The sequence below is a fragment of the Nostoc sp. ChiSLP03a genome (genome assembly GCF_034531215.2).
In the GTDB taxonomy this organism is placed as follows: domain Bacteria; phylum Cyanobacteriota; class Cyanobacteriia; order Cyanobacteriales; family Nostocaceae; genus Nostoc.
Genome location: NZ_JAVRBQ020000139.1, coordinates 1 through 25,331, shown reverse-complemented (window position 1 = coordinate 25,331; position 25,331 = coordinate 1). Strand labels below are relative to the sequence as shown.

General features: G+C 41.7%; 23 protein-coding genes. 9 read left to right on the top strand and 14 right to left on the bottom strand.

Going from position 1 to position 25,331, the window contains the following annotated elements:
- The first annotated feature begins 253 nt into the window (after window positions 1-253).
- Both RMY32_RS22870 and RMY32_RS22865 read left to right on the top strand, forming a co-directional pair.
- The gene (locus RMY32_RS22870) at window positions 254-487 is read left to right on the top strand and encodes a DUF433 domain-containing protein (RefSeq protein WP_322709852.1); all 234 of its coding nucleotides are present in this window, start codon (window positions 254-256) and stop codon (window positions 485-487) included.
- Window positions 484-825 carry a DUF5615 family PIN-like protein gene (locus RMY32_RS22865; protein WP_322709850.1) on the top strand — a complete coding sequence of 114 codons (342 nt, stop codon included), beginning with the start codon at window positions 484-486 and terminating at the stop codon, window positions 823-825. Before RMY32_RS22870 ends, RMY32_RS22865 begins: the two co-directional genes overlap by 4 nt.
- 268 nt (window positions 826-1,093) lie before the next feature.
- On the opposite strand, the gene RMY32_RS22860 is transcribed toward RMY32_RS22865, so the two are convergent.
- The 4 genes from RMY32_RS22860 to RMY32_RS22845 all read right to left on the bottom strand — a co-directional run bounded on the left by RMY32_RS22860 (window position 1,094) and on the right by RMY32_RS22845 (window position 3,572).
- The gene (locus tag RMY32_RS22860) at window positions 1,094-1,537 is read right to left on the bottom strand and encodes a DUF29 domain-containing protein (protein WP_322709849.1); all 444 of its coding nucleotides are present in this window, start codon (window positions 1,535-1,537) and stop codon (window positions 1,094-1,096) included.
- A 5-nt stretch (window positions 1,538-1,542) separates the two neighbouring features.
- Complete coding sequence (locus RMY32_RS22855; RefSeq protein WP_322709848.1) at window positions 1,543-1,740, bottom strand: DUF433 domain-containing protein; 198 nt, start codon at window positions 1,738-1,740, stop codon at window positions 1,543-1,545.
- A gap of 13 nt (window positions 1,741-1,753) precedes the next feature.
- Entirely contained in the window at window positions 1,754-2,032 is a 279-nt protein-coding gene (locus RMY32_RS22850; RefSeq protein ID WP_322709847.1) for a LapA family protein, read from the bottom strand.
- A gap of 124 nt (window positions 2,033-2,156) precedes the next feature.
- Window positions 2,157-3,572 carry a phosphoglucomutase/phosphomannomutase family protein gene (locus RMY32_RS22845; protein ID WP_322709846.1) on the bottom strand — a complete coding sequence of 472 codons (1,416 nt, stop codon included), beginning with the start codon at window positions 3,570-3,572 and terminating at the stop codon, window positions 2,157-2,159.
- A gap of 146 nt (window positions 3,573-3,718) precedes the next feature.
- Here RMY32_RS22845 and RMY32_RS22840 point away from each other — a divergent pair, with 146 nt between their 5' ends.
- The 3 genes from RMY32_RS22840 to RMY32_RS22830 all read left to right on the top strand — a co-directional run bounded on the left by RMY32_RS22840 (window position 3,719) and on the right by RMY32_RS22830 (window position 6,129).
- Window positions 3,719-4,582, top strand: a complete 864-nt coding sequence (locus RMY32_RS22840) for a PD-(D/E)XK nuclease family protein (protein WP_322709845.1) — start codon at window positions 3,719-3,721, stop codon at window positions 4,580-4,582.
- Between the two features lie 142 nt (window positions 4,583-4,724).
- On the top strand, window positions 4,725-5,393 hold the full coding sequence (locus RMY32_RS22835) for a hypothetical protein (RefSeq protein ID WP_322709844.1): 669 nt from the start codon (window positions 4,725-4,727) through the stop codon (window positions 5,391-5,393).
- Window positions 5,394-5,457: 64 nt separating this feature from the next.
- Window positions 5,458-6,129 carry a hypothetical protein gene (locus RMY32_RS22830; protein ID WP_322709843.1) on the top strand — a complete coding sequence of 224 codons (672 nt, stop codon included), beginning with the start codon at window positions 5,458-5,460 and terminating at the stop codon, window positions 6,127-6,129.
- Window positions 6,130-6,585: 456 nt separating this feature from the next.
- On the opposite strand, the gene RMY32_RS22825 is transcribed toward RMY32_RS22830, so the two are convergent.
- Window positions 6,586-8,256: a transglutaminase domain-containing protein gene (locus RMY32_RS22825; RefSeq protein WP_322709842.1), complete on the bottom strand. Its 1,671-nt coding sequence runs from the start codon at window positions 8,254-8,256 to the stop codon at window positions 6,586-6,588.
- 437 nt (window positions 8,257-8,693) lie between these two features.
- Here RMY32_RS22825 and RMY32_RS22820 point away from each other — a divergent pair, with 437 nt between their 5' ends.
- Complete coding sequence (locus RMY32_RS22820) at window positions 8,694-11,552, top strand: cation-translocating P-type ATPase (protein WP_322709854.1); 2,859 nt, start codon at window positions 8,694-8,696, stop codon at window positions 11,550-11,552.
- A gap of 164 nt (window positions 11,553-11,716) precedes the next feature.
- The gene (gene recF / locus RMY32_RS22815; protein WP_322670698.1) at window positions 11,717-12,841 is read left to right on the top strand and encodes a DNA replication/repair protein RecF; all 1,125 of its coding nucleotides are present in this window, start codon (window positions 11,717-11,719) and stop codon (window positions 12,839-12,841) included.
- 146 nt (window positions 12,842-12,987) lie between these two features.
- Here the strand turns inward: recF and RMY32_RS22810 are convergent, their stop codons facing one another.
- Complete coding sequence (locus RMY32_RS22810) at window positions 12,988-13,449, bottom strand: MgtC/SapB family protein (RefSeq protein WP_322709840.1); 462 nt, start codon at window positions 13,447-13,449, stop codon at window positions 12,988-12,990.
- A gap of 668 nt (window positions 13,450-14,117) precedes the next feature.
- On the opposite strand from RMY32_RS22810, the gene RMY32_RS22805 reads away from it, so the two are divergent.
- On the top strand, window positions 14,118-16,466 hold the full coding sequence (locus RMY32_RS22805) for a putative PEP-binding protein (protein ID WP_322709839.1): 2,349 nt from the start codon (window positions 14,118-14,120) through the stop codon (window positions 16,464-16,466).
- Window positions 16,467-16,506: 40 nt separating this feature from the next.
- Here the strand turns inward: RMY32_RS22805 and RMY32_RS22800 are convergent, their stop codons facing one another.
- The 6 genes from RMY32_RS22800 to upp form a co-directional block, all read right to left on the bottom strand.
- Window positions 16,507-17,346 (bottom strand): hypothetical protein, encoded by an 840-nt coding sequence (locus RMY32_RS22800; RefSeq protein ID WP_409883765.1) that lies wholly within the window; start codon window positions 17,344-17,346, stop codon window positions 16,507-16,509.
- Between the two features lie 29 nt (window positions 17,347-17,375).
- A complete protein-coding gene (locus RMY32_RS22795; protein ID WP_322709836.1) occupies window positions 17,376-18,548 on the bottom strand; it encodes a hypothetical protein in 1,173 nt (390 codons plus the stop codon).
- A 228-nt stretch (window positions 18,549-18,776) separates the two neighbouring features.
- Window positions 18,777-19,433, bottom strand: coding sequence for a DUF1361 domain-containing protein (locus RMY32_RS22790; protein WP_322695762.1), 657 nt, complete (start codon window positions 19,431-19,433; stop codon window positions 18,777-18,779).
- 524 nt (window positions 19,434-19,957) lie between these two features.
- Window positions 19,958-20,227 (bottom strand): YggT family protein, encoded by a 270-nt coding sequence (locus tag RMY32_RS22785; RefSeq protein ID WP_322695761.1) that lies wholly within the window; start codon window positions 20,225-20,227, stop codon window positions 19,958-19,960.
- A 129-nt stretch (window positions 20,228-20,356) separates the two neighbouring features.
- Entirely contained in the window at window positions 20,357-20,710 is a 354-nt protein-coding gene (locus RMY32_RS22780) for a hypothetical protein (RefSeq protein ID WP_322695768.1), read from the bottom strand.
- Window positions 20,711-20,784: 74 nt separating this feature from the next.
- On the bottom strand, window positions 20,785-21,435 hold the full coding sequence (upp, locus tag RMY32_RS22775; protein WP_322685461.1) for a uracil phosphoribosyltransferase: 651 nt from the start codon (window positions 21,433-21,435) through the stop codon (window positions 20,785-20,787).
- A gap of 390 nt (window positions 21,436-21,825) precedes the next feature.
- Here upp and crtH point away from each other — a divergent pair, with 390 nt between their 5' ends.
- Window positions 21,826-23,316, top strand: coding sequence for a carotenoid isomerase (gene crtH / locus RMY32_RS22770; protein ID WP_322709835.1), 1,491 nt, complete (start codon window positions 21,826-21,828; stop codon window positions 23,314-23,316).
- Window positions 23,317-23,621: 305 nt separating this feature from the next.
- Here the strand turns inward: crtH and RMY32_RS22765 are convergent, their stop codons facing one another.
- Both RMY32_RS22765 and RMY32_RS22760 read right to left on the bottom strand, forming a co-directional pair.
- Entirely contained in the window at window positions 23,622-24,254 is a 633-nt protein-coding gene (locus tag RMY32_RS22765; protein WP_322709834.1) for a DUF1003 domain-containing protein, read from the bottom strand.
- Between the two features lie 491 nt (window positions 24,255-24,745).
- Complete coding sequence (locus tag RMY32_RS22760; RefSeq protein WP_322709833.1) at window positions 24,746-25,162, bottom strand: hypothetical protein; 417 nt, start codon at window positions 25,160-25,162, stop codon at window positions 24,746-24,748.
- Between the last annotated feature and the right edge of the window lie 169 nt (window positions 25,163-25,331).

Genomic DNA, 25,331 nt, shown 5'->3' with positions numbered 1-25,331 from the left:
CAATAGGTCATCAGTGATAGCATAAATTGTAATTATTTCGTTTAACATTACCCCTCCTAATTTTTCCTCTGGAGGGGATTTTATTGCTTATGCAATGCCACCTGAACACCTGCAAGCATAACTAGCAACTTGGGTTATTATGTGAACTTTGGATAATTGCGATCGCCCTGTTGCTACACTGAGATGTTAGGCTGGAATAATTGCGATCGCAGAATTAGAGTTAAATAAAAGTACCCGATATTAAAATACTTGCATGAACTCAAAGGTTGATTTGTTGACTCGCATTACTCAAACTCCTGGTCAGTGTGGTGGTCGTCCTTGTATTCGAGGCATGAGGATTCGTGTAAGTGATATTTTAGAAATGTTGGCTGAGAATGTCAGTGTTTCTGAGATTTTAGAAGATTTTCCCGATCTTCAACTCGAAGATATCCAAGCCTGTCTATTGTTTGCAGCACGGCGAACAGACTTTCCTCGATTGACAGCATGAAAATTTGGATTGATGCTCAGTTGCCTCCTACATTAGCACTTTGGCTAACTGCAACTTTTGACTTAGAGGCTACTGCACTACGAGAGCTTGAATTACGAGATGCTAAAGATGTAGAAATTTTTGAGGCAGCACGAGTCGCTAATGCAGTAATCATGACCAAAGACAGCGATTTTGTTGACTTGGCTTGTCGGTTAGGAATACCACCCCAAATTCTTTGGCTGACCTGTGGGAATGTCACAAATCGCAATTTGCAGCGACTACTTGCGATCGCTTTACCTGATGCAATAAAACAACTACGGCAAGGAGAAGCAATTGTAGAAATTAGCAGTAGTTCATGAGTAAATTGCTCAACTCATACCAGTGAGATCGGGAAAATCAACTGTGACTACATCACCGGGATTAAATATTACTAAGCTGTCTCTTCACTTTCAGGGAAACTAGAGATGTATCAGTGGCAAACTGAGGAAATTCAAAAGGGGATTGCTGAAGCGGATGCTGGAGATTTTGCCGATGATGAAGAAGTAAAAGCGACTTCTACAAAACTCACCAATGTATATTAAATGGCTGCGTAATGCGCTTCATCTCACACAGTCAGAATTACAGTTATTAAATATCGCTTACTTCCGGTAGCCAGTTTTCATCTAACACTAACTCTACAGAATATGGGCACTCTTCTGGAAACACGGATACAACTATCCCCGTTTGCTTGGCTGCTTGACGACGTGCCCTTTGATAGCTTTCCTCAAGTTGCTCTGTAGGATAGCTTTTAAGACTAGGACTATCTTCTATCGCTAACTCAATTTGGGTACGAGAATCGGTGATAGAATCGAGCCAACTATCTGAGCGGCGCTGGGGTTGATATTGCCACTTCAGCAGATGCAAAAGTAAGCGAGTTAGTTGACTGGCAATACTCCGCCGTTCACTTTTGCCCAAGCCTTCAACCTCTTCAATCAGATGTTCTACATCAACCTCATGCCAGTGATGCGATCGCAATAGTTGGGCTGTCTGTTCAATCCACAAGTTAAAATCTGCTTTATAAGTTGCACTCATACCCGTTATCGATCGGTTGCATAGCTTAGGCAAGCCAAAATATTCTCTCGTGTCAAATAAGGAAAGTCATCAAGCACTTCCTCGTAGGTCATCCCAGAGGCAAGATAAGATAAAACATCGTATACAGTAATTCGCATTCCTCGAATACAAGGCTTACCGCCTCGTTTTCCTGGTTCGATTGTAATAATGTTTTGATACTGCACTAAGCTTCAAACCTCAAAAATCTTCATCATCAACAAAAAATTCCGCATCGTCTTCTAATCGAGAATTACTCTGCCTAATACCAGCAAGTCCCCACAGAGGTTGCAGCAGTGCCATACCAATTAACCCGATAACGGCACTAAAAGCCAGCACTAAACCCATTGGTATCTGAATCGATTGGAATGTTAAAAATTTTAACGATACAGGTGTGGCATTTTGGACTGAAATAATTGCGATCGCAATTACCCAAACCGCTACAACTAGAGATGTCAAAAAAGGCGCAAAAGTTTTCATACTTTAATCGAAATGAGGAGTTAGAAGTTAGGAGTTATATTTTGCTAAAAATTAGAAATCAGGAGTTAAGAATTGCTAATTTACAATTCTTAACTCCTAATTCATAACTCTTAACTCCTAATTCTTATGCCTCTAGTTTAGCAATGGCACTCTCTAACTCTTGGGCGATTTGGGTGAGTTTTTCGGGAGTGTTCGTTTCTAGGTAGACGCGTACTAGTGGTTCTGTACCAGAAGGACGCAGTAAAACCCAGCTACCTTCTTCTAAATACAGCTTAATACCGTCTTTACGCCCCACTTCCTTGACTTTGATTCCTGCTACCTCTGTAGGTGGATTTTTAGTAAAGGAGTCGATGACGGCGGTTTTGTGTGCCTCTGTGAGGTGCAAGTCTAGGCGGTTGTTGTAAAGTGGGCCATCGGCTTCGGCGATCGCTTCTTTGACAAGTTGACTTAGCGGTTTGCCTTCATAGGCGATCGCTTCTGCCACCAGCATATCGGCTAATACCCCGTCTTTTTCGGGAATATGCCCAATAACACTCAAACCACCTGATTCCTCTCCACCGATTAATACGGCAGTTTCCCGCATTTTTTCGCCGATGTATTTAAAACCAACTGCTGTTTCGTAAATTTGCAGCCCATTTTTAACAGCAAAATTATCCAGCAAGTGGGTTGTAGCAACAGTGCGGACTATCGCGCCGGTTTTACCTTTGTTTTTGATTAAATGACGTGCTAGAAGTAGCAGCACAGTATTCGGAGTCAGGACGTTTCCTTGTTCATCAACGATACCAAAGCGATCGCTATCTCCATCTGTTGCCAAGCCCAAATCAGCTTGATCTTGAACTACTGCTTCCACTAACTCAACTAACTGTTCTCCTTTGGGTTCTGGCATTCCACCCCCAAATAAAACATCTCTCCAATCGTGGAAACTTTCTAGTTGAACGCCACTATGTTGCAAAACTTCATCTAAATAGCCGCGAGAGGTAGAATACAAAGCATCGTACTTTACCTTTAAATTAGCGCTTCTGATTTTTTCTACATCAAGTAGAGTGTAGATAAATTGTAGGTAATCTGGTTTCGGATCGAAAATTGAAATTGAACCTGATGGTTTGCTCCCAGGCAACTCATCCGATGCACCTTCTATATTTGCCACAATAGTATCAGTAATCTCTGGAGTGGCAGGCCCAGCATAATCGGGTATATATTTAATTCCACAGTAAGGTGCAGGATTATGACTAGCAGTAAACATTAACGCCCCAGCGGAATTTAGGTGACGGGCGTTGTAGGCAATTACTGGTGTGGGACAATCCCGATCGGTAATTTTTACAGTCCAACCCAAGTCTGCTAATACTTGAGCCGCTGTTTGGGCAAACTGGTCAGCTAAAAAGCGAGTATCGTAGGCAATAAGTACTGGTCTATCTTTTGTGTAGGCTGTTTCTAAGTAAGTGGCGATTGCCCTTGTTACTTTTCTCACATTCGGAAAAGTAAAGTCATCGGCAATAATCCCTCGCCATCCATCGGTACCAAATTTTATCTTGCTAGACATTTTTGCCACTTGCTCCGGTACATTATCAGTACTATAAAAGCTTCCCGCAAAGCGTGTGTAGCAGCAAGTATCCTCCGAAGTTCTTTTCTAAGCAAGCCTTAGCTTAAACTTCTCCCCACCGTATTTTCTCTCACTGTTTCTGAGCAATGTCAACCCCCGATCGACCTTTTGCCAGTTATCACCTTTGGTCTCTAGTTGCCCCAGCGACTGGGCAAGAACGCTGGCACTGCCAGATGAGACGGGGGTTTATCAAAGCACGGCAACACGAACCACAAGTCAAAGCGCTTTTAATGCAAGCCACCGCGCCCCAGCGTATTGGCATACTAGCTCAAAAAGGCGTTTATGAGTTTCATCATCACAGGCATCTGTTGAAGCAAGCAGATGGCGTAGAAAGAGTTGCCCAGCTACTAAAATTAGGCAACTCAAGCGTTCAAGTCCAGCAACGCGTGCTGCAAATTTTGCAAAAATATCACGATTCGCCGTTGCTTTTGGATAAAAATATTATCCAATTAACTCCAGGTGATGAAGGCTTTCCTAAACCGATAGTAGTTGAACAAGAAGATTATTGTTTTCGCTTATACGCGGCTATGGACTGCGTTTTTATTGAGTCTGATAGCACTTTACATATTTTAGATTTCAAAACTGGTAAGTCGGCTTTTGACAAACGACAAGCATTAGTTTACTTATTAGCTGCTCGTTATCTTTACCCCGGACAAGAAGCTGTTGCATCATTTTATAATTTAGAAATATGTAAAAAATCAGAATTAATTAGTATTAATAATAGTGAATTAGAATCCTTAAAATTTGAGTTAGCAAATATTGCTCATAAACATCAGCACGATTTGCAAAAATATCAGGAAGAAACTAGTAATTTCAGTAAAATATTTCCTCCTAATCCTGGCTCTCACTGCCGCTTTTGTCCATTTAACTCCATCTGTGAGTTTGCCGATTTTAAACAGCATCAATCATATCCATTGCCCAGTTTAAGAAGTTTAAGAGTTAATAGCTAATTAGTTTATTTACCTTGGTTTCATTTTCAAAAAAATTTAATACAATACTCGTATTTTTACTGGACTGATTTTCTTCTCCTATCAGACAACCTAGATATAGGATACATCGATTTTTATCTTTGGTTGTAAGGAGTTAAGATTAGTGCGATTAACGGCAAATAAATCTGTATTTAGATTAGTAGGAATTTCGACATTTCTTTTACTTCTCATTTTTAAAGGGACTTTACCTCAAACTGTTTATGCATTGCTGTCGTCTCTGGACGCTTGTGCTGTTCAACCTGAATGTGCTGCTGCTGGCTCGGAATTAGCTCCTACTGCTAAGGCTGCAATTAGCACAACTAAAACTCAAAATGAGCAGGTTCCAAATAAAGCTCAGGAGAGATATTGTTCTTTTTATCCACTTAATTTAGTTTGTGGGCCACAAGGTCAATCTTCAGTTCTTTATAATTACAAATTTCATCAAACAGTACATTACAGAAAGTCTGGTTATCCTGACAAATTTGTAACTCATCACTTTCGGAGTTGGCGACCTGCGCCAGGGGCAATTAGAAGTTTAGCTCAACCTCCAGGTATTGAATTTGGTGGTGGTTATCCTCCATCTGGTGATTATGTAACCTGGATTCGTTTAAATGATGGAGATGGTAATAATCAAACTCGTGGAGTCGTTTATGAATACTCAACTGGCGACACCATGACATGGGATGATTATGCAAATTATTCTAACAATAATATTGAGGGAGAATGGATTAGCGATGTGGTTCGTGCTGATATACCGCCAGATAATTCATCCCCTCATGGTAGGAAAGATTGACTTCAATAAAAGCGCGATGTGGCTGTTCAATTAATAAATCTTCATTAAATTAGAGGTTGCTGGCATGAATAAGCTTTCTACGCTTCTCCAAAAGATTAAAGAAAATCCCGTCATGTATATAGATAAGCCATCAATTACTTGTCTTAAGTCCTTTGTCGGGGGGTATTTAGGTCAACTAAGTGATTTAGGATTAACTCCAGAAGGCTACCCAATGGAAGGATTTCAAGAATGGATACAAGAAAGAGCAAAAACCAATCTTTCAATATCATGGGCTGAAATACTTATATCTTCCTGTGGTAGTGACACAAATGCTTTCTATAGTTTTTTTGAGCTATTTGACCAGTTTATCAAACAGAAAAATGCTTCAAAAATTCAAGAAAGTGAAAACAATTTAAGGCTTCGTCAGGATTTGATGTTTCCTAAATTTGATATTTACAACGAGATTCCAAGTAATATAAAGAAAAGACCAGGAATGTATTTAGGCAGAAATTCAATTACTAGACTTGATATGCTTCTGCGAGGATATAGTCTGGCTCGAAGAGAAGTTGGCGTACCCCCAACTGAGCCAGAAAGGGAATTTGAAGGTTTTCAATCATGGGTTGAAGAAAAATATGGAATTAACTCAGGTCAGTCATGGGCTAAGATAATCCTTTTCTATTCTGTAGATGAGCATGAGGCACTACAGAAATTTTTTGAATTGTTTGAAGAATACTTGAATAGGAATAAGAGCTTGTAAGTAAACAAAAATAGTGGTTATAGCAGAAAGAAAGTATTAAGGTGCGTTAGCCTACGGCATAATACACCATACTAGCTAAAGTAAATTAGAGTCATCAGAATGAATAATCTTACTAAACTTATCCAAAACATTAAAGAAAATCCAGTTATGTACATAGACAAGCCATCAATTACTTGTCTTGATTCATTCTTAACTGGGTATAAGGATTTCAATCATGGGTTGAAGAAAAATATGGAATTAACTCAGGTCAGTCTTGGTCTAAAATAATACTTTTCTATTCTGTAGATGAGCCTGAGGTACTACAGAAATTTTTTGAATTGTTTGAAGAATACTTGAATAGGAATAAGAGTTTAGAAGTAGACGAAATTTGCGGTTAAACAGAGAGTTTTAAGGTGCGTTAGCCTACGGCATAACACACCCTACTCACTACTCACTTTCTCGTAGTCTTTCTCGAATTCAAAAGTCCGGTAATTCTTTAAGAATTGTGAACCGGATATGATTAATCGCTAAATCACCAATGGGGATATCTTCTTTGGTTAGCCGCTCACCTTTGCTTGTCACCGTTTCAAAGGTGATGCCTTTGCCAATTTCAATGTGATACCAGCATAAGCCCATAAAAAAGCGCGTTGGATAAGGGCCACCTTCACCTATATCGTCAGGATTTGATTCCATTGGCAACCAACCAAAATTGGGGACGTAGAATTCTAGCCAAACATGATTAAAGTCGGGTTGTAACGGTACTCCTACGAAGTCACTATGGGGAGGACATTTGTACCTGCCTACGGTACGGCAGGGGATGCCATTTAAACGGGATAAAGCAAGTAAAACGCCAACATATTCACCACAAGAACCAACGCCCCGCTCTAAAACCGTATCTGGTGCATCAATGTAAGGTTTAATACCGTAAGATAACTCATCATAAACGTAGTTGCGGATGCTGTGCATTTTCCGCAACACATTGGTTTCAGAACCAATCGCTTCTCTGGCGGCACGGCGAACAATGGTAGTATCCATTGCTAAATCGTCGTCGTCCACTAAGTAGCGTGTTTGTAACTCTGGGGACAGAGCGGGTATATTTTCTACATCTCTGGGTGTAATCCGATACTTAATCCCTCGAACTTCCAAAAGTGCTTTCCAGCCAAATATATGCCGTTCTCCTGGGGCAAGAGAATCAAATTTAAAGACTGCTACGCGTTGTCCTTCTATCACTTCTTCGGTGAAGGGTATACCAATAGGTTCAACGTGTTTCACCTTTTGACGCTCAGTTTCCGATGGTAGGGCTATGCGCCATTCGACATCGGGTAAATAAACCTCGTCTAGAGGTGCAATTTCTTCAGCATAAGACATTTCAATCAGATAGCCATTAGAGAGAGCGTAACGCTTATCTGGCTGGTAATGATAATACAGAGGGTGAATAAAAGTGCGATCGCGGAATGTTAATTCATGACTCGGATCGGCATTGGGGTTATCCCGGATATAAGGCTCTTCTGAGGCGTAGGCAACGTAAATACTTTCTTTGCCTGTTTCGGCATTTTTATGGATTGCTATGCCTGTAGGACATTCAAAGGGTGTTAGGACGCTAAATTGCAGTTCTCCTGTGGCTCTATCCATCGCGTAAACTGATTGTTCGGTGCGATCGCAAATCCAGAGCATTTCTTGGTTAACTGCCAAATTCTCTATCCCAACTCCAGGGGCATAAAATCTGGTAATTTCTTTTCGGGTTTCGCGGTCAAAAACCAGAATGTAGCCTAGCCTTTGGCAACTAACATAAACTGTTGTTTCCCAAACAGCAACGCCATCAGCGGCATAAGGCAATGTTACAAAATGTTCCAGATCCAAAGTGTTGAGCTTGCACGAGTAAACACTATTTTCTCGGCTTACCCACAGGGTATCATCCCACACCGCTAAACCAGTGACATCGATAAATTCTTCAACTTGATGGGGATTGAGAATTCTGCTGTTGTCAGAGGTAGGATCGATCTCCAGTAGATGCCCTTTAATACTGTCAATAGCAATAAGTCTATCTTTAATGAAAGTAATGCCACACAGGGCAGCAGCGGTAAGCGGTCGAATTGTTTTTTGCCCAAACATCTGGCTAACGGTCAAAGTGGGGAGTGCAAAACTCATAAAACCTTGTGGTAAGTGTAAAAAACCCTCACCTTTAGGTAGGAGAGGAAACATGACTCAAGCGGTTTTACCGCCGCCACACCAATCGCTTGATATGGGAAATCCTAGTCGAGCAATGGCTCCCCCGATGGGGTAGATAAAGAGTGCTGAGTTAAAAGACTGCCCACAATGGGCGTTGCTCTTACTAAGTACATCAATTAGTGGTTCTCGATCGCCACGTTGACGGCGAGGTACTAATAATTATCGGTACAATGTGTTCCGAAAAACTCTTTCGTGAGAAATAATACTATGTGAAAATAGGAGTAATTTACAAATATTAAGAATTACATATACACTCATACAACTGGGCGCGAGGCTTAATGTAACTTTAAAAGATGGAATTCCTGCCATCACTAAATTATGATCGAATTTTGTAACCATTTGCTGTGACCTACACGATGTCTGCTAATTCTCTGCCTGAAGGTGCCGCCGTTTGGCATAGTTTAGAAGTTGATAAAGCGCTAGACCTGCTTGATAGTAATGCAGACAGCGGCTTAACACCCCAAGAAATTCAACAGAGATTACAAAAATACGGCCCCAACGAACTTGAAGAAACTGCTGGCCGTAGTGCTTGGGAAATTCTCTTGGATCAGTTCAAGAACATTATGTTGTTGATGCTGATTGGCGTGGCTCTGATTTCTGGGTTTTTAGACCTGATGGCTTTGCGATCGGGCAGTTTGAAGCCTGGTGAAGTGCCATTTAAAGATACGATCGCTATTTTAGCAATTGTTATCCTCAATGGCATACTTGGCTACGTCCAAGAAAGCCGCGCCGAAAAAGCCTTGGCAGCCTTGAAAAAAATGACCTCTCCCTTAGTGCGCGTCATCCGCGACACCAGACTGGTGGAGATAGCAGCCAAGGAACTAGTTCCAGGGGATGTCATGCTGCTGGAAGCTGGGATGCAGATAGCCGCAGATGGACGCTTGATCGAACAGTCTAATTTACAAGTGCGTGAGTCGGCATTAACTGGTGAAGCCGAGGCGGTGAATAAACAGGCATCACTAAAATTGCCAGAGGAAACATCATTAGGCGATCGCCTCAATGTCGTGTATCAAGGAACTGAAGTAGTCCAAGGACGTGCCAAGGTTCTGGTGACTAACACCGGCATGACTACAGAACTAGGCAAAATTGCCACCATGTTGCAGGCGGTGGAAAGTGAACCTACGCCTTTACAGCAACGGATGACTCAACTGGGTAATGTCCTAGTTACAGGTTCTTTAATTCTGGTAGCGATCGTCGTCGTTGGCGGTGTGATCAGGGACGGAGGTTTTAAAAATATTCAAGAACTCTTAGAAGTTTCCTTGAGTATGGCGGTTGCTGTAGTGCCAGAAGGTTTACCAGCTGTAATTACCGTTACCTTGGCACTGGGAACCCAGCGAATGGTGCGCCAAAATGCCTTGATTCGCAAATTGCCAGCAGTGGAAACGTTGGGTTCTGTAACTACCATCTGTTCTGATAAAACTGGTACCCTGACTCAAAATAAAATGGTGGTGCAATCGATTTCCACCAATAACAAAACTTTTCGCGTCACCGGCGAAGGTTATGCTCCCACAGGGGACTTTCAGTTAAACGGTCAAAAAATTTCCTTAGAGGAATCTCCAGAAATTTCCGCGTTATCAGTCGCCTGTGCTATTTGTAATGACTCCGTATTGCAAAAAGAACAAGGTGAATGGGCAATTTTGGGAGATCCGACAGAGGGGGCATTACTCACCCTGGCGGGAAAAGCGGGAATTGAAAAAGACCAGTGGAACAGTAAGTTACCTCGCGTAGCGGAGTTTCCCTTTTCCTCAGAACGAAAGCGGATGAGCGCGATCGCTCAGGTGGAGAGAGTCGCCACAGGTGAAGCATTTTCGAGAGGTGTTGACCCAGCGATCGCCGGTTTTCTCCAATCGGAACCTTATTTAATGTTTACCAAAGGTTCTCCAGAATTAATCTTGGCACGTTGCACTCAGATTCATTTGGGTAATGACACGGGTACTGTAACCGAAGCACAACGCCAGAAAATTTTGGCAGAAAATGACCTGATGGCGAGTAAAGGTCTCCGGGTGCTAGGTTTTGCCTACAAACCCCTGGCAGAAATTCCCCCAGAAAGTTCAAGCGAGACATCTGAGCAAGGCTTAGTATGGCTGGGATTGGTGGGAATGCTAGATGCGCCACGCCCAGAAGTCAGAGCAGCCGTGCAAGAGTGTCGAGAAGCAGGTATTCGCCCAGTGATGATTACTGGCGACCACCAATTAACAGCACGAGCGATCGCCACCGATTTAGGAATTGCCCAAGAAGGCGATAGGGTACTTACAGGTCAAGAATTGCAACGGATGACTGACCAAGAATTAGAGCAAAACGTTGACTTGGTAAGCATCTATGCCAGAGTTTCCCCTGAACACAAACTGCGAATTGTCCAAGCACTGCAACGCCGGGGTCGATTTGTAGCGATGACAGGTGATGGTGTTAACGATGCCCCAGCCCTCAAACAAGCCGACATCGGTATTGCAATGGGTATTACTGGCACTGATGTCAGTAAAGAAGCGAGTGACATGGTATTACTTGATGACAACTTCGCTACCATTGTCAGCGCCACCAAGGAAGGTAGAGTTGTTTATACCAACATCCGCCGCTTTATTAAATACATCTTGGGCAGTAACATTGGTGAAGTTCTCACAATTGCAGCCGCACCCTTAATTGGCTTGGGAGGCGTTCCCCTAACTCCCTTACAAATTTTGTGGATGAACTTGGTGACAGATGGTTTGCCAGCCTTAGCATTAGCTGTGGAACCTCCAGAACCAGATGTGATGCAACGTCCGCCTTTTAGTCCCCGCGAAAGTATTTTCGCTAGGGGATTGGGTTCTTATATGATTCGCATTGGCATCATCTTTGCCATTATTACCATTGCCTTAATGTGGTGGGCTTATCAACATAGTCATGCCCCAGGCTATCAAGGCGATCGCGATACTTGGAAAACAATGGTATTTACTAGCTTGTGTATTGCCCAAATGGGTCATGCGATCGCCATTCGCTCCAACAACCGACTGACCATTGAGATGAATCCCTTCTCGAATATCTTTGTACTAGCGGCTGTTGTCGTCACCACGATTTTGCAGTTGATGCTAGTTTATGTCCCACCCCTGCGAGATTTCTTTGGTACTCATTACCTGAATATGCAGGAATTGGGGGTCTGTATTGGCTTCAGCGCCTTAATGTTCGTGTGGATTGAAGCGGAGAAGATATTCTTGCGGATTATGGGCAAGAAGGCCGTTTGAAAAAGTGAGGAGTTAGGAGTTAAAAGTTAGGAGTGAGGAGTTAAGAGTTAGGAGTTAGGAGTTATGAGTTAAAGAACATTTTGTATTTAAAACTCAAAACTTAAAATTCCTCACTTCTCACTCATACCTTCTAACTTTTAACTCCTCACTCCTAACTTTTCCTTATGTACCTAAAAACTCTAAACCTCCGACAATTTCGCAATTATCAAGACCAAAAGGTTGAGTTTACTGCTGCCAAAACAATTTTGGTAGGTAATAACGCTCAGGGAAAGTCTAATTTGTTGGAGGCGGTGGAGTTGCTGGCGACATTGCGATCGCACCGAATCACCCGCGATCGCGATTTAGTTCAAGAAGGAGAAGCCATAGCCCAAATTGATGCCATCCTTGAGCGACAAACAGGTGTTAGCGACCTGACCTTGACCTTGCGCCGCAATGGTCGCCGTAGCGTTGCTCTCAATGGCGAATCTATCCGCCGTCAAATGGATTTTCTTGGCGTTCTCAATGCAGTCCAATTTTCCAGCTTGGATTTAGACTTAGTACGCGGCGGCCCGGAAGGTCGCCGCAACTGGTTAGATACACTATTAATTCAACTCGAACCAGTTTATGCTCACATTTTGCAGCAGTATAACCATGTGTTACGCCAGCGCAATGCCTTTTTAAAACGCCATGTAGAGACGTTAGATGCAACGTCTTTACAATCAGAACTAGCGCTGTGGGATGCACAGTTAGCTACTACAGGAACTAGGGTAATTAGACGACGCGATCGCGCTATCCAAAGATTAGCCCCCATTGCTACCACCTGGCACAGCAGTATCAGCGGCAGTACAGAAGTTCTACAAATCAAGTACGTGCCAAATATTCCTTTAGAGGATAACCAGCCAGAAGAAGTGCAGCAAGCTTTTTTAGCAAAAATTCAGCAGCGAGCCGTAGCTGAAATGCACCAAGGTACGACTCTTGTCGGCCCCCATCGAGATGAAATAGAATTAACGATTAACCAAACACCCGCTCGTCAATACGGTTCCCAAGGTCAGCAACGAACGCTGGTTTTAGCTTTAAAATTAGCCGAATTACAATTAATTGAAGAAGTCGTCAAAGAGCCACCATTACTATTACTAGATGATGTTCTTGCCGAACTAGATTTATCCCGCCAAAATCAATTGCTTGATGCCATTCAAGACCGTTTTCAAACCTTGATTACTACTACTCATTTGGGTTCCTTTGATTCCCAATGGTTGAAATCTTCACAAATCCTTCTTGTGAAGGCAGGAGCAATAATGCAACATCAATAATTCTAAAAATCATATTTATAGTAATTTTTAATTCGTATGATTATCTGGTATTCCCTTATTCATATTTTCAGATAAAGGTAAATTAGGAAGCTCAATAACTCTATGTTTCTTAAGCATATTTGTTATTAAAAATAATAAATAGCTAATTATTGATTTCGTTTTTCAAACCTTTTAAAAACGTTGAGAACGAAAAAAGTCAGCATAGCGCCGATTAATCCTAACTGCCATAAACCACAGCCAGCAGCAATTCCCAATGCAGAAGAAACCCAAATAGCTGCTGCTGAGGTGAGTCCGTGAATTTCAAGTTGCTGTGACTCTTGGGAAGATTGACGCACAATTTCTCCAGCACCGAGAAATCCTACACCAGCTGCAATTCCTTGAATCACACGGCTAAGTGCATCAGGACTAGATTGCAGTCCTTTTGTTTGCATGATTATTAAGGTAAATAAGGCTGAACCTAAACTCACTAGCATGTGAGTTCTTAAACCCGCTGGTTTGCGCCTAATTTGACGTTCTAAGCCGATGATTGCTCCAATCAGCAATGCAATACATAGCCGGAAGCTGATATTCAGCCAATCATTAGTTGCAAGGTAGTAAGTGTTTGCCAATGTTTAGTCTGATATGGAGAATTCTATATACTAGATTAAATCGTAATATTTTTATAAAAAAGTACAAAACTATTCTAATGTTTTATTAATGGAGTTTAATCCAATGGGTGTAGTGCAATAGCCTATCTCGTATTTGGATTCTATCAATTCAAGAATGGTTTTGAAACTGAGAATTAATATTTTCCATTATTAGGATTGTTTTTCAATAAGATATTGTTCTGGTCTATGAATGGAGATTTGCATTATTAAATTGTGGCAACGATCGTATTTGGGCAAACTACATGAATTTTAAGTTTATTAAATAGTTTTTTGTCTATTAAAATGACTTAGCCAGAAAATTATACCTTAAATTGTTAAATTTAACCCATATACTCAACAATTAAATATGATAAGGATATGTATAAGTAGAGCAAATCAGTTATACAGCATATTTCAAGTTACTTAAGTACACAACGATTCGTCTCAAAGCCAGCTATCAAGACTGTTTTACTTCTGACTCTTAATTCTGAATTATCCTCTATCCTGCTTCAAAACCCGTAACTTTGTAATTCATCCAAAAGAAAACTGCTGTCAGCCCTGAGTACTTTTTATTCAGAAATCAGTGGATTAACCTGATAACATACCAAAAAGAAATGGCTATGGCTACAAATAGACAACTAACAAATTGAGTGAATAAACTCTACTGGCTAGATCAAATTAAACTACAAGACCGCGCCAAAGTAGGTGACAAAGCCTTTTACTTGAGCAAAATTATCCAGCGTGGCTATCCGGTGATGCCTGGTTTTGTAGTTTCGGCAGAAATTTTGCGGCAATTTCTCGAAAATCTCAATAGTTCAGAATCATTAATAGCTGACTTACCCTATTCTTCGCTACACCTGGATGTCACTAATTGGCGGCAACTTCAGCAGGTGGCTAGTCGCTTGCGCCAAGAAATTCTGACTGCGACTGTAACCCAGGAGTGGGTGAGTACAATTTTTCAAGCCGCTAGAGAATGGCAAACTAGCTGTTTAATTCTTCGACCTTCCTTGGGAGTATCAACTGCTACTCCAGGAATAAACAATATATCGGGTTTACTAGAGTCGGTATTTTGCCAGTGCGAACCAGAAGCGATCGCTTTGGCTCTAAAACGCACCTGGAGTCAAATATTTCGGGCCCGGAGTCTATTATATTGGCAGCACTCAGGAATTAATCTGCAACAAATTAATCTCGCAGTTTTGGTGCAACCTGTTGAAAATGCGATCGCTTCTGGCTCGCTCACAACCAATGCCTCTGGGTGGGAAATTGAAGCCACTTTAGGATTAGGAATTGCGATCGCTCTTGGCGAAATACAGCCAGATATTTACTACATTCAACCAGAAACTGGGGCTGTACTTGAGCAACAACTGGGCAATAAAATGCTGGCTTATGGTGTTGATGATGCAGCATCTAAAATTTTTTTGCGACTCGTGCCGAACTCAGTGTTAACACCAGATCGCACCTGTCTGATTACTTATTTAATTCCAGAAGCCCAACAAAAACAGTACTCTTTACAAGAAGAATATTTACAACAAATAATTACTCTGGGAACTCAACTGGTAAGTGAACTAGGTAAAACTTTTACCATTAAATGGACTCTCGCTGGGCAAACTACATCTGGTAAACTCTACATCACACAAGTTAATCCTTCGCAATCTATGATTCCCCACTCACACTTGATTCGGGGACTAGCAGCAGCCGGAGGACGGGTTGTAGCCACTGCTCTAGTAATTATTAATTCGCAACAGAAACCCGAACAACTACCGAAGGGAGTAATTTTAGTAGTTCCAACGATTACACCTGATTGGTTGCCATTATTGCAACAAGTTGGTGGTATTATCACTGAACAAGGGGGATTAACCAGTCACGCGGCAATTCTAGCTAGAGAATTAGGTATCACAGCAGTAGTAAACGCAACATCTGCCACAACTTTAATCCAAACTGGCGAACGATTGCTGCTTGATGGCGACAGAGGAGAAATTTATCGCATCAAAGCAGACTCAAAGGAAGAGATGGACAAAGGAAAAGAAGAAAATCTTCTTACCTCCGATCGCCCCAACTCGAAAGCGCCTCATTCTGCTGTTACGTCTCATCTACCTATGATTGCTACCCAATTGCTGGTTAACTTGAGTCAGTCCGCTTTAATAGAACAAGTGCAAAATTTGCCTGTGGATGGAGTGGGATTGTTACGTTCCGAATTGATGGTACTAAATATATTGAACGGGCAACATCCTAATAGTTGGATTTTAAGCGGGCGTCAAGCAGAATTGTTAGAGCTATGGTCTGAGCAGATTATGCAATTTGCTCGTGCCTTTGCCCCAAGACCAGTTTTTTATCGTTCTTTAGATTGGCGAGCGCAGGATTTACCATCATTGAGTGATAGTTTACAATCTTCGCCCCAGTCAATGTTAGGTGAACGTGGCACCTTTAGTTATTTACAAAATCCCGCAGTCTTTGACCTAGAACTGAAAGCTTTGGCAACTGTACAGCAAGCTGGTTACACCAATGTAAACCTGCTGTTGCCTTTTGTGCGGACTGTAGAAGAATTTACTTTTTGCCGTCGCAAAGTTGAGCAAGCTTTTTTAACCGAGGTAGCGCAGTTTCAATTGTGGATGATGGCAGAAGTGCCAAGTGTCTTGTTTTTATTACCAGAATATGTGAAAGCAGGTGTGGCCGGAATTTCTATTGGTACAAATGACCTGACCCAATTATTGCTAGGAGTGGATCGAGAACAAGGACAGCTAGCAAAAGTATTTAATGAACGTCATCCAGCAGTTATGGGTGCGATCGCTCAACTGATTCAAATGGCTAAAAGTGCTGATATACCTTGTTCAATCTGCGGTCAAGCACCAGCCCTCTATCCAGAAATTATTGATAAGTTAGTGGAATGGGGTATAACTTCGATTTCTGTTGAACCGGAAGCAGTCGAACGAACATATCAAGCGATCGCTCGTGCTGAACAACGCTTAATTTTGGCAGCAGCACGACGAAAACTTAATTAATTAGGAGTTAGGAGTTAGGAATTAATTGCTCACTGCTAATTTATTTAATGTAGCCAGTTTCGCGTAAAAACTTCCGTAAATCGGCAAAGAATTTGGTGCGGTCACTTTTTTTATAAGCTTGTTGCACTCGCCCCCATCCATCCTGTCCTTGATTCAATAGATATTTATCTGCCAGATAAGCTGCTAAAAAGCCCTTGCCATCATCGCCTTGTTGCCGTGCCTGGATATAAGTTTGCCATAGCTCTGAGGCATGATTGGAGATTAATTTGGGATAGCTACGAGTCACATCAACCATTTTACCTTGGCGATAACGCCAAATTTGCAGGGGATAGGCAGAAGCAGCATAAGCTGTAAAAGCATAGGCAAAGCGATCGTCTCGACTATTAAACTCTGGCAGTCGATCTTTGTCTAAATCTTTGAGTTGATAGCCACCATTACCCCATTCATGACGAATCTTAATATACTTTTGAGATTTGCTGTCGTAGCGGTAAATCAATGAATAAGTACAACAGTGCGCTCCACCTGTAAAGAAATCGGCAATTATTTCTGGTTCTTTGTTACCGTCCAAGTCTTGTACAGGTAAGTTATTTTCTTGTCCAGATATATTCCCTACAGGTCTGTCATATTCGTCTTCTTGCGGCAGTTTTTGATCCAAAACAGTTTTACCCGCCCGGATAATTTTCAATCGGATATTTTTATACTGATATTCCTCTGGTTTTTCGTAAGATATTTCTGCCCGCACATTGCCCAATTCTCCAGTTATTGTTTCTGCTATTGCCGTCTGGGTAAATATAGCCGTTGCACTCAAAATAGCTAAACCGATTAGAGATTGACCGATCGAGGAGCGAATAGTAATCATCGTTGGTGTTGTATATAGCACATTCAACTTTATACAACACCATCAAAATGTCAATATCGGTAAATTGCCGCAACGGCTGTGCTATACGGAATCTCTTCAAAGGGAAGGGCGTAAACCGTGCCACCGTTTAATAAGGTATGAGCAGCAACAAAATCCAATAAATCCTCATCACCAGCTTCTTTTTCTGGGTGCAAATAAACCGTTTCTGAGGTTGGATCGAATAAACCCCACTGTTGCTGACCAACTGCAACTAGTAATGAATCCACGCGTTGGTAATAAGCTGCTGAGATAACTTCTTGGAGGTTGTTAGATGCTTTACCAGTATCACCACCAAACAGTTCGTGAAATTGCTCCAAAACTGCTTGCTGTGACTTTTGGAAATCAGCCTCAACAATCGGCCAAGCTTGGTCATGTAACTCTTGGGCGCTAAGAATTTCTGGATTACCAGTAATAGCTTCATCCATTAAATGCTGGTAAGTATTCGCCTGTCTATACACAGGCAAGAGATACTCTACCCCAGCCAGCACCAAAGGCGCTTTTTGTAATTTCAGTTTCTCGTATAATGCGCGATCGACAATTTGAAAGAATTGGAGGATGTCTTCTTGTCGTCTATCCCTGTCAGGGCTTCCTTGTCCGTGAAACGTACCTGGTTGCTGAAAAGAATTGGAGGTACCCCCTTTTGATGTTGCGATGCGAAACTGACCTTCTTTAGCAGTATCGTCTCTTTGCAGAGCTTCATCTAGACTTTTAGGGAGATTTTCTACTTCTACCTCTTTGACGCTGTAGCGTGTTCCTTCAAAGAACCTGACATCTTGTTGACTCAAAGCCAGGATATAAAAGCGACCATTGCCATTTAAAATTGGCAGCAACGGCTTGATGTGAAAGCGGTCTGTAACTACGACCAACTCTTGAAAATCAATTGGTAGGGGATAGTAACGAAAAATATTTTCAGAAATAAAAATCGCCAGCCCTTGCTCTCCCATTTGCTCCCAAAACTCTTGGTTATCAATTTCCTGGGATTTTTCCAACAATGCGATCGCATCTTCCTGTGTCAAACCCGCATCAATTAAACGAGTCTCTGCTTCTCTGACCAAATTTTTAAAACGAATTGGGTCTTGTCGCACTTCTGGCCCGGCTGAGTGCGTTGGCATATAAATGGAAACACAATTTCCTTTTGGCTGTTCTATTAATGTCTTGATTTCCTCTTTCGAGATTAATTGCATATTATATCCCTCCTATCAACATGACTAGATACATCAGACCAGACCATCAATATTCAACGATCTGATAAGACGTTATTCTCAGGTGATGGCGTTGAAGTTCAACCATTTGTTTCTGAGTTTATTTCACCTCAAGGAGGGTTTAGTTGCATCTTTCTTTTGATAGGCAATATTCATCAAGGGAATTACTAATTAAAATCCCAAAATTGAAAGCCAAAATTACCACGTCGATCAAATGTTTGGCGTATTAGAGTTTGTGCGTCCTGAGTTTATCCCTATTCTGCTATTTGATTGGCTAAGACCTAAAGTTACTCGTTTCATAATCCAGTACAAACCTGCAAGTACCACAAAGGTGATAGCAATAATCACCAGGGGTTGTTTTCCCAGAATTTCTTCTACCCCTTTGGTAAGTACGGCATCGGGTTGAGTAATAAAATCCCAACTGTTGAAACGCAAAAATCGCCCCCAATAAACACCGACAGCACAGAGAAAATGTGTAATTGTCTCAACGCGCCAAATCCATTGGCTCTTTCCGATACGATGTAAGTAGTGACCCCAATTAATTAACGATATTACATAAGCTTCAAATCCACTTAAAATTACTAGCAAATACAAAGGAATAAGTACTAAAGTAATCATCCACACCGATTGAATCGTGCGGATATCATCTATCAAGTGAATGACATCGGTCAACAAATATGGTGCATTTGGTAAGAAAGCATAGAAAACTAAGAATCCTAGCCACCAAAGCCAAGTGCCACCGCGCCTCATGCGAAATAGCCAGACACTCAAAGCCAAAGGGATAAAAGCCAGAAATAAATTCCAAGTCATCCACTTCATATTAATTTGCAATACCTGCACGACTCTGGCTATCAATTCTTCTTTCATATGTGCTTACTCGGAAGATGTTTGATTGATGTAGATTTACTTTGTAGTGTTAGTGTTAACCTTAGCGATTAAGTTTTTGTCGCCTCCAAGAAAATTAATTTTCTCCAACATCAGACAAGATTTTTATGTAAGTTAAAAGTAAATGCATACTAATATATATCCAAAATTTAGAGTTTTTGTGCCGCAGCTTATATTTTTTCTATCGCGCGCGATGCCTACCTAACGCAGGCTACGCCTACGCATAATTCACAACTACAACTTATTCCTTGGCTTGTAGAGCATCAGCGTTCTATGGGCTTGGTTAAAGCTGTTCGCCAACGACACCGACGTAACGCCGCAAGGTCGCTTGACATTTGGGCTGAGGCTTTAACTTGACACCAATGACGAGACGCCCACCCCACAATATTGGATAATTTATTTCTTGGAGTTCCCTAATTAGTAATTCGTAAAAAATCGTAGAGACGCTTGTATACTTAACGTCTCTACACAATTTTTTACCAAGGTAGTAATCAAAATCTTTTTTTCTATAAGGGCAGGTTAGCTGGAATGGCACTCAGAAGCCCACTAACTACATTGAGTGCTAAGAAAGCTAAGATCGGCGAAAAATCCATACCGCCCAATGGGGGAATAATTGAGCGGAACAGATTCAGATAAGGATCGGTTATCTGGGCTAAAGCGGCAAATGGCTGGTTATACCAGTTGATTGTTGGGAACCAGGTTAGCAAAACCCGGATAATTAGCAAATAGCTATAAAAGCTGACAAAGGTAATTAGTGTCGTAATCAGTAAACTCATGGATAGTTTGGTTTCCTACTAGGTGTCAAACGCGGTCTTATCTTTTAATTTTAATTTAGTCCAAAGTCAAAAGTGTTTGCGGCTTTCACGTTTACCACACTTGACACTTTCACCACGCCTGAACAAACTTCAGGAGTCTTTAGTGAGGGAGCGGTCATTGGTTGGTTGGGGTGAACCGCCATTAACATTTCCCAGTTGCTTTCGCACTTCATCAATTGTGGCATTTAACTGGGCAATTTTATCTTCTAGCGATCGCCTGGCCGTCTCTATACCAGCACTTTCACTTTCTGAGGCTTTCATCTGACGCCGCTTTGCTGCTATTTTCTTAGCTTCGGCTTGACTATCTGTCAGTTCTGTCTCCTCTTCTATTAGCAATTCTGGCTCGCGGCGAGAAGCAATCAGTGCCCCGATAACACCGCCAAATACGCCACCAACAAACGCCCCTGCTACAAAACCACTGCCAAAACCATCTCGCTGACTCATATCTTTACCGCCTTCAACAAACCTTGCAACTTTTACAGTAGTTATGCTTTTTCCTGCCCTAGCTGCATACTAGCTTAAGTCCCAAAGATGCGATCGCCTGCATCTCCTAATCCTGGTACAATATATCCTTTACTGTCTAGTTTTTCGTCAATAGTAGCGGTATAAATTATTAAACCTGGATAAGCTTCACTCAATTTTTGTAAAGCTGGTGGAGCTGCTACTACACAAACAATCCGCGTTAGGGCTGGGTCAGCACCCCGTTGTGTCAATTCTGCCATTGCTGCCATAATCGATCCTCCGGTTGCCAACATTGGATCGGTAACTAACACTCGTGTTTGGGGGTCAAATTTTTCTGGTAACTTGTTCAGATAACAATGAGGTTGCAGTGTCTCTTCATCTCGCGCCAAGCCAAGGTGGTAAATCGATGCTAAAGGCAGTAAAGTCTGCGCTCCCTCTAGTAATCCTAGCCCAGCCCGCAGAATTGGCACTACTGCCATAGGCACTTGCGGATCGATTACCGTTGCTGCACAGGTATCTAAGGGACTCTGTACTGTTGTTTCTTGGGTCGGCAACCAGTCTCGTGCAGCTTCATAAGTTAGCCATCTTCCTAACTCAGTCATGGCACTGCGGAACAATACTGAAGGCGTGCCTGCATCACGGGCAACTGCTAGCCAGTGCTTGATCAGGGGATGGGGTGGAACATAAACGCGCAATTGTAGCGTCATAGCCAGAAATAGGCGCCTTTTGATTGTATAAGAACTGAAACACCATAATACTCTTTCCTGCATCCGGCTGACAGCTTAAAATTAACAATCTCAAGTTTATTGATAAAATTTTTCATTAGTAGTTGACATTAATTCTCAATCAAGGCTATATTCTTATAAAGTGTTCTCCTCTCTTTTAAGGATCGGCAGACGGGATTAGCCAGCAGTAGCAGGCTCGTCCCTCTTTTTTTATTTGTCATTGGTCATTGGTCATTAGTCATGGGGCATAGGGCATAGGGCATTGGGCATTGGGCATGGGGCATTGGTCAGGTCATTAGTAAATATTGATTGACTCTAGACAAAGGACAAGGGACTCTAGACAGAGGACAAAGGACAAAGGACAAATGACAAATGACAAATGACGCAATCGTAATTGGGTCTGGGATTGGCGGGTTAGTAACAGCGACCCAGTTGGCGGCGAAGGGAGCAAAAGTACTGGTACTGGAACGTTATTTGATTCCAGGTGGTAGCGCTGGTTATTTTGAACGCCAAGGCTATCGATTCGATGTTGGCGCATCAATGATTTTTGGACTGGGACAGAACGGTACAACCAACTTACTCACCCGCGCATTATCAGCGGTAAATTTAAGTCAAGAAGCGATCGCAGATCTAGTACAGATTCACTATCATTTACCCCAAGGTTTAGACTTGAAGGTTGACCGGGTTTATGAAAAATTTTTGCAAAATCTTATTGCTCATTTTAGCCATGAAGAACAAGGCATTCGTCGCTTTTATGACGAATGCCAAAAAGTATTCAAGTGTCTCAACAGCATGGATTTGCTGTCGCTGGAAGAACCTCGGTATTTACTGCGCGTATTTCTTCAGCATCCTTTGGCGTGTCTCAGTTTAGCCAAGTATCTGCCCCAAAATGCCGGGGATGTGGCGCGGCGTTACATCAAAGACCCGCAATTATTGAAATTTATCGATATGGAATGTTATTGCTGGTCGGTGGTTCCATCAGATATGACTCCAATGATTAATGCTGGAATGGTCTTTTCTGACAGGCATTATGGCGGAGTTAACTATCCTAAAGGCGGAGTCGGACAAATCGCTCAAAAACTAGTCGAAGGTCTAGAAAAGGCTGGAGGTCAAATTCAGTACCAAGCTAGAGTCACCAAAATTCTTACAGAACAGGGAAAAGCGGTAGGTGTGCAACTAGCTAATGGTAAAGTATATCGGGGTAAACGCATAGTTTCTAATGCTACACGCTGGGATACATTTACACAATTATTACCAGTAGAAGCAATGCCAAATAATGAGAAAAAATGGCAACAAAACTATCAAAAATCTCCAAGCTTTTTGAGTTTGCACATTGGGGTAAAGGAGTCAGTTTTACCTGCGGGGACAGAGTGTCACCATATTTTGCTGGAAGACTGGGAAAAGATGACAGCGGCAGAAGGCACAGTGTTTGTTTCAATTCCGACATTGCTTGACCCAGATTTAGCACCAAATGGATATCACATCATTCATGCCTTTACGCCTCACTGGATTGATGATTGGCAAGAACTTTCTCCAAGTGAGTACGAAGCAAAAAAAGAAAAGGCAGCTTGGCGAATTATTGACCGCCTAGAGAAGCTTTTTCCAGGTTTAGATGCCGGATTGGATTATTTAGAAGTGGGAACGCCGCGCACACATCGCCGCTTTTTGGGTCGTGAGGATGGCACTTATGGGCCAATTCCCCGGCGCAAGTTGTGGGGGTTATTGAATATGCCCTTTAATCGCACAGCCATTCCAGGACTTTATTGTGTAGGGGATAGTACCTTTCCGGGTCAAGGGTTGAATGCAGTCGCTTTTTCTGGGTTTGCTTGCGCCCATCGCATTGCCGTAGATTTAGGATTTTAATTACAGATACAGCCTACACTAAAAACCTAGTAAGCGAATAGCGTTACTAGTGAAGCTGATACCTACTCTAACAATCTGAGTAACTCTCAATACAGTTTGGTTAAGAAAGTTATCTGTTAAAACTAGTTCTTTGAGCGAAGGTAGAGGAAAGTGTTGGGTAAGCAAGAGTATTTAAATTTAATCTCTTCATTTTAAGTACCTCCAAACCACCTCCCCAGCTTATCTAAACCGTATTGAGATGGGTAGTAAATACAATCAAAAGGTTACTAAACTTAGTGCTTTTACTAACACAATACTCAGCCTTTTTACTCCTTATCTGGTATTTTTTGGTTCTGAAAATTAGCTAACTCTGATTCTAAAGTCTCTTCTAAAGCATGTAGAATCGCTTGCGGATCAACAGCTTCTTTCATTATTTGGGCTTGCGGATCGGAGCGATTCTTGACATTGGGAATATCTTGGCGTAATTCTTCAACTAAAGCGATAAGTTTTGCGATTTTCTGTTCAGAGAGGAGGTTAAGCTGAAGGCTAAGTTGCGCCCGTTGCTCTGCTAATTTTTCCTGACGCTCTTGTTTTATCAACACCCCTGTTGTTACTAACAGGGAACCTGCGGTCAGTGAAAATTGTAGCCAAGAAAATGGCGGGGGATCGAATCTTGATATGCCTAAACGTCGTGGTAAAACATTGGGTGTTACCCACAGAATAATTCCTAACAGGATGCTATATAGGAATACCGGACGACCAAAAAAGGCTGTTACTGTTTCTACAAACCGTTGATGTTGAGGTACGTCTTTTTCATAACGTCTGTGCAGGGCAATAATAGTCTCAATATTTTGACTAATCGCTTCCGGCAATGGGGCTGTGGGCAAAATGGTTTTGCAAGGTGCTGAAGCTGATACTTGCGGCGAATCTTTTGGATTTGGTTTATCTTGGGAAAACATGGACAGTTTGCTTGTAGTACTGATTTCTCTAAATCAATAACTCAAGTTTTAGCTATATATGTATACTTTTAGGTAGAAAAATATATAAAAGTACCTATAGACAGATTTTGGCAAATTGCTATTGCTGTTGAATCAAGCAGAGATATTGAAACAGAATCATAGCATCACATTTATTGTTTCAATATTTGGATTAAGAATAAACGCCTCAATACCCAAATTCAACGTCCAGTCAGCGCTGTTGGGATCATGTACAGGGAGCGCTCACTGATTTTAAGGAAACACTCCGAACAATTAAAGCGATTAAATCACCAGAGGCTGTGTTTGTAGCTGCTAGTAAGTAGGGGAGTAAACCCCAAGCCGCACAGGTAAAATTGAAAAAGTAAAACTACTGTCCCACCAAGGTTTCAGCATCAGCTTGAGTGGTGCAAAAAAATGGATAAAGTCGAGCTTAGACGAGATTTTAATTGAGATTGCAAGTCAAACGTAGACAGTTAATTTTTAGAAGTTGAAAAGTTCAATTCCTCTTGAATGCTTTTAGTGTCATCATACAGATTTGTCACTCTCGAATCATTACTTGGACAGCTAATATCTTGAGATTTTTGCCCTTGATAGCTGACTTCAGTTGACGTACCGAACGAAACAGGTTTCGCACATGGTTTATATGGTAATTTTGACAATGATTTAGCTGCTAAAATATCATTGAAAAATTTTGTAGCTGTGCCCACTTTTATTTCACCTGCGCCTTTTCTGTTGCAAACAGTGTAAGTTGCTTTTCCCGATGGCAACACGTTAATTATATATTTGCAGGTATTTGTAGAACCACTATTAATAATAACTGTTGGCTGTTTGGGATTTGGACTTTGGGCAAGTATTATCAGAGGAGAAATACATATAGGTGTAGCTAACAATAGGGAAGCTAAACTAATTTTATATATGTTAATACCAAATTAATATGAAGCTGCATAGAATAGAGCTTCCAAGATAAAGTTATAAGAAGAGACAGAAATTACCTGCTCAAATGTGAGTTGGTCGAAGATTTCTTGGATGCGCTCGCGTAAAGCTTGTAAAGAAGAGAAA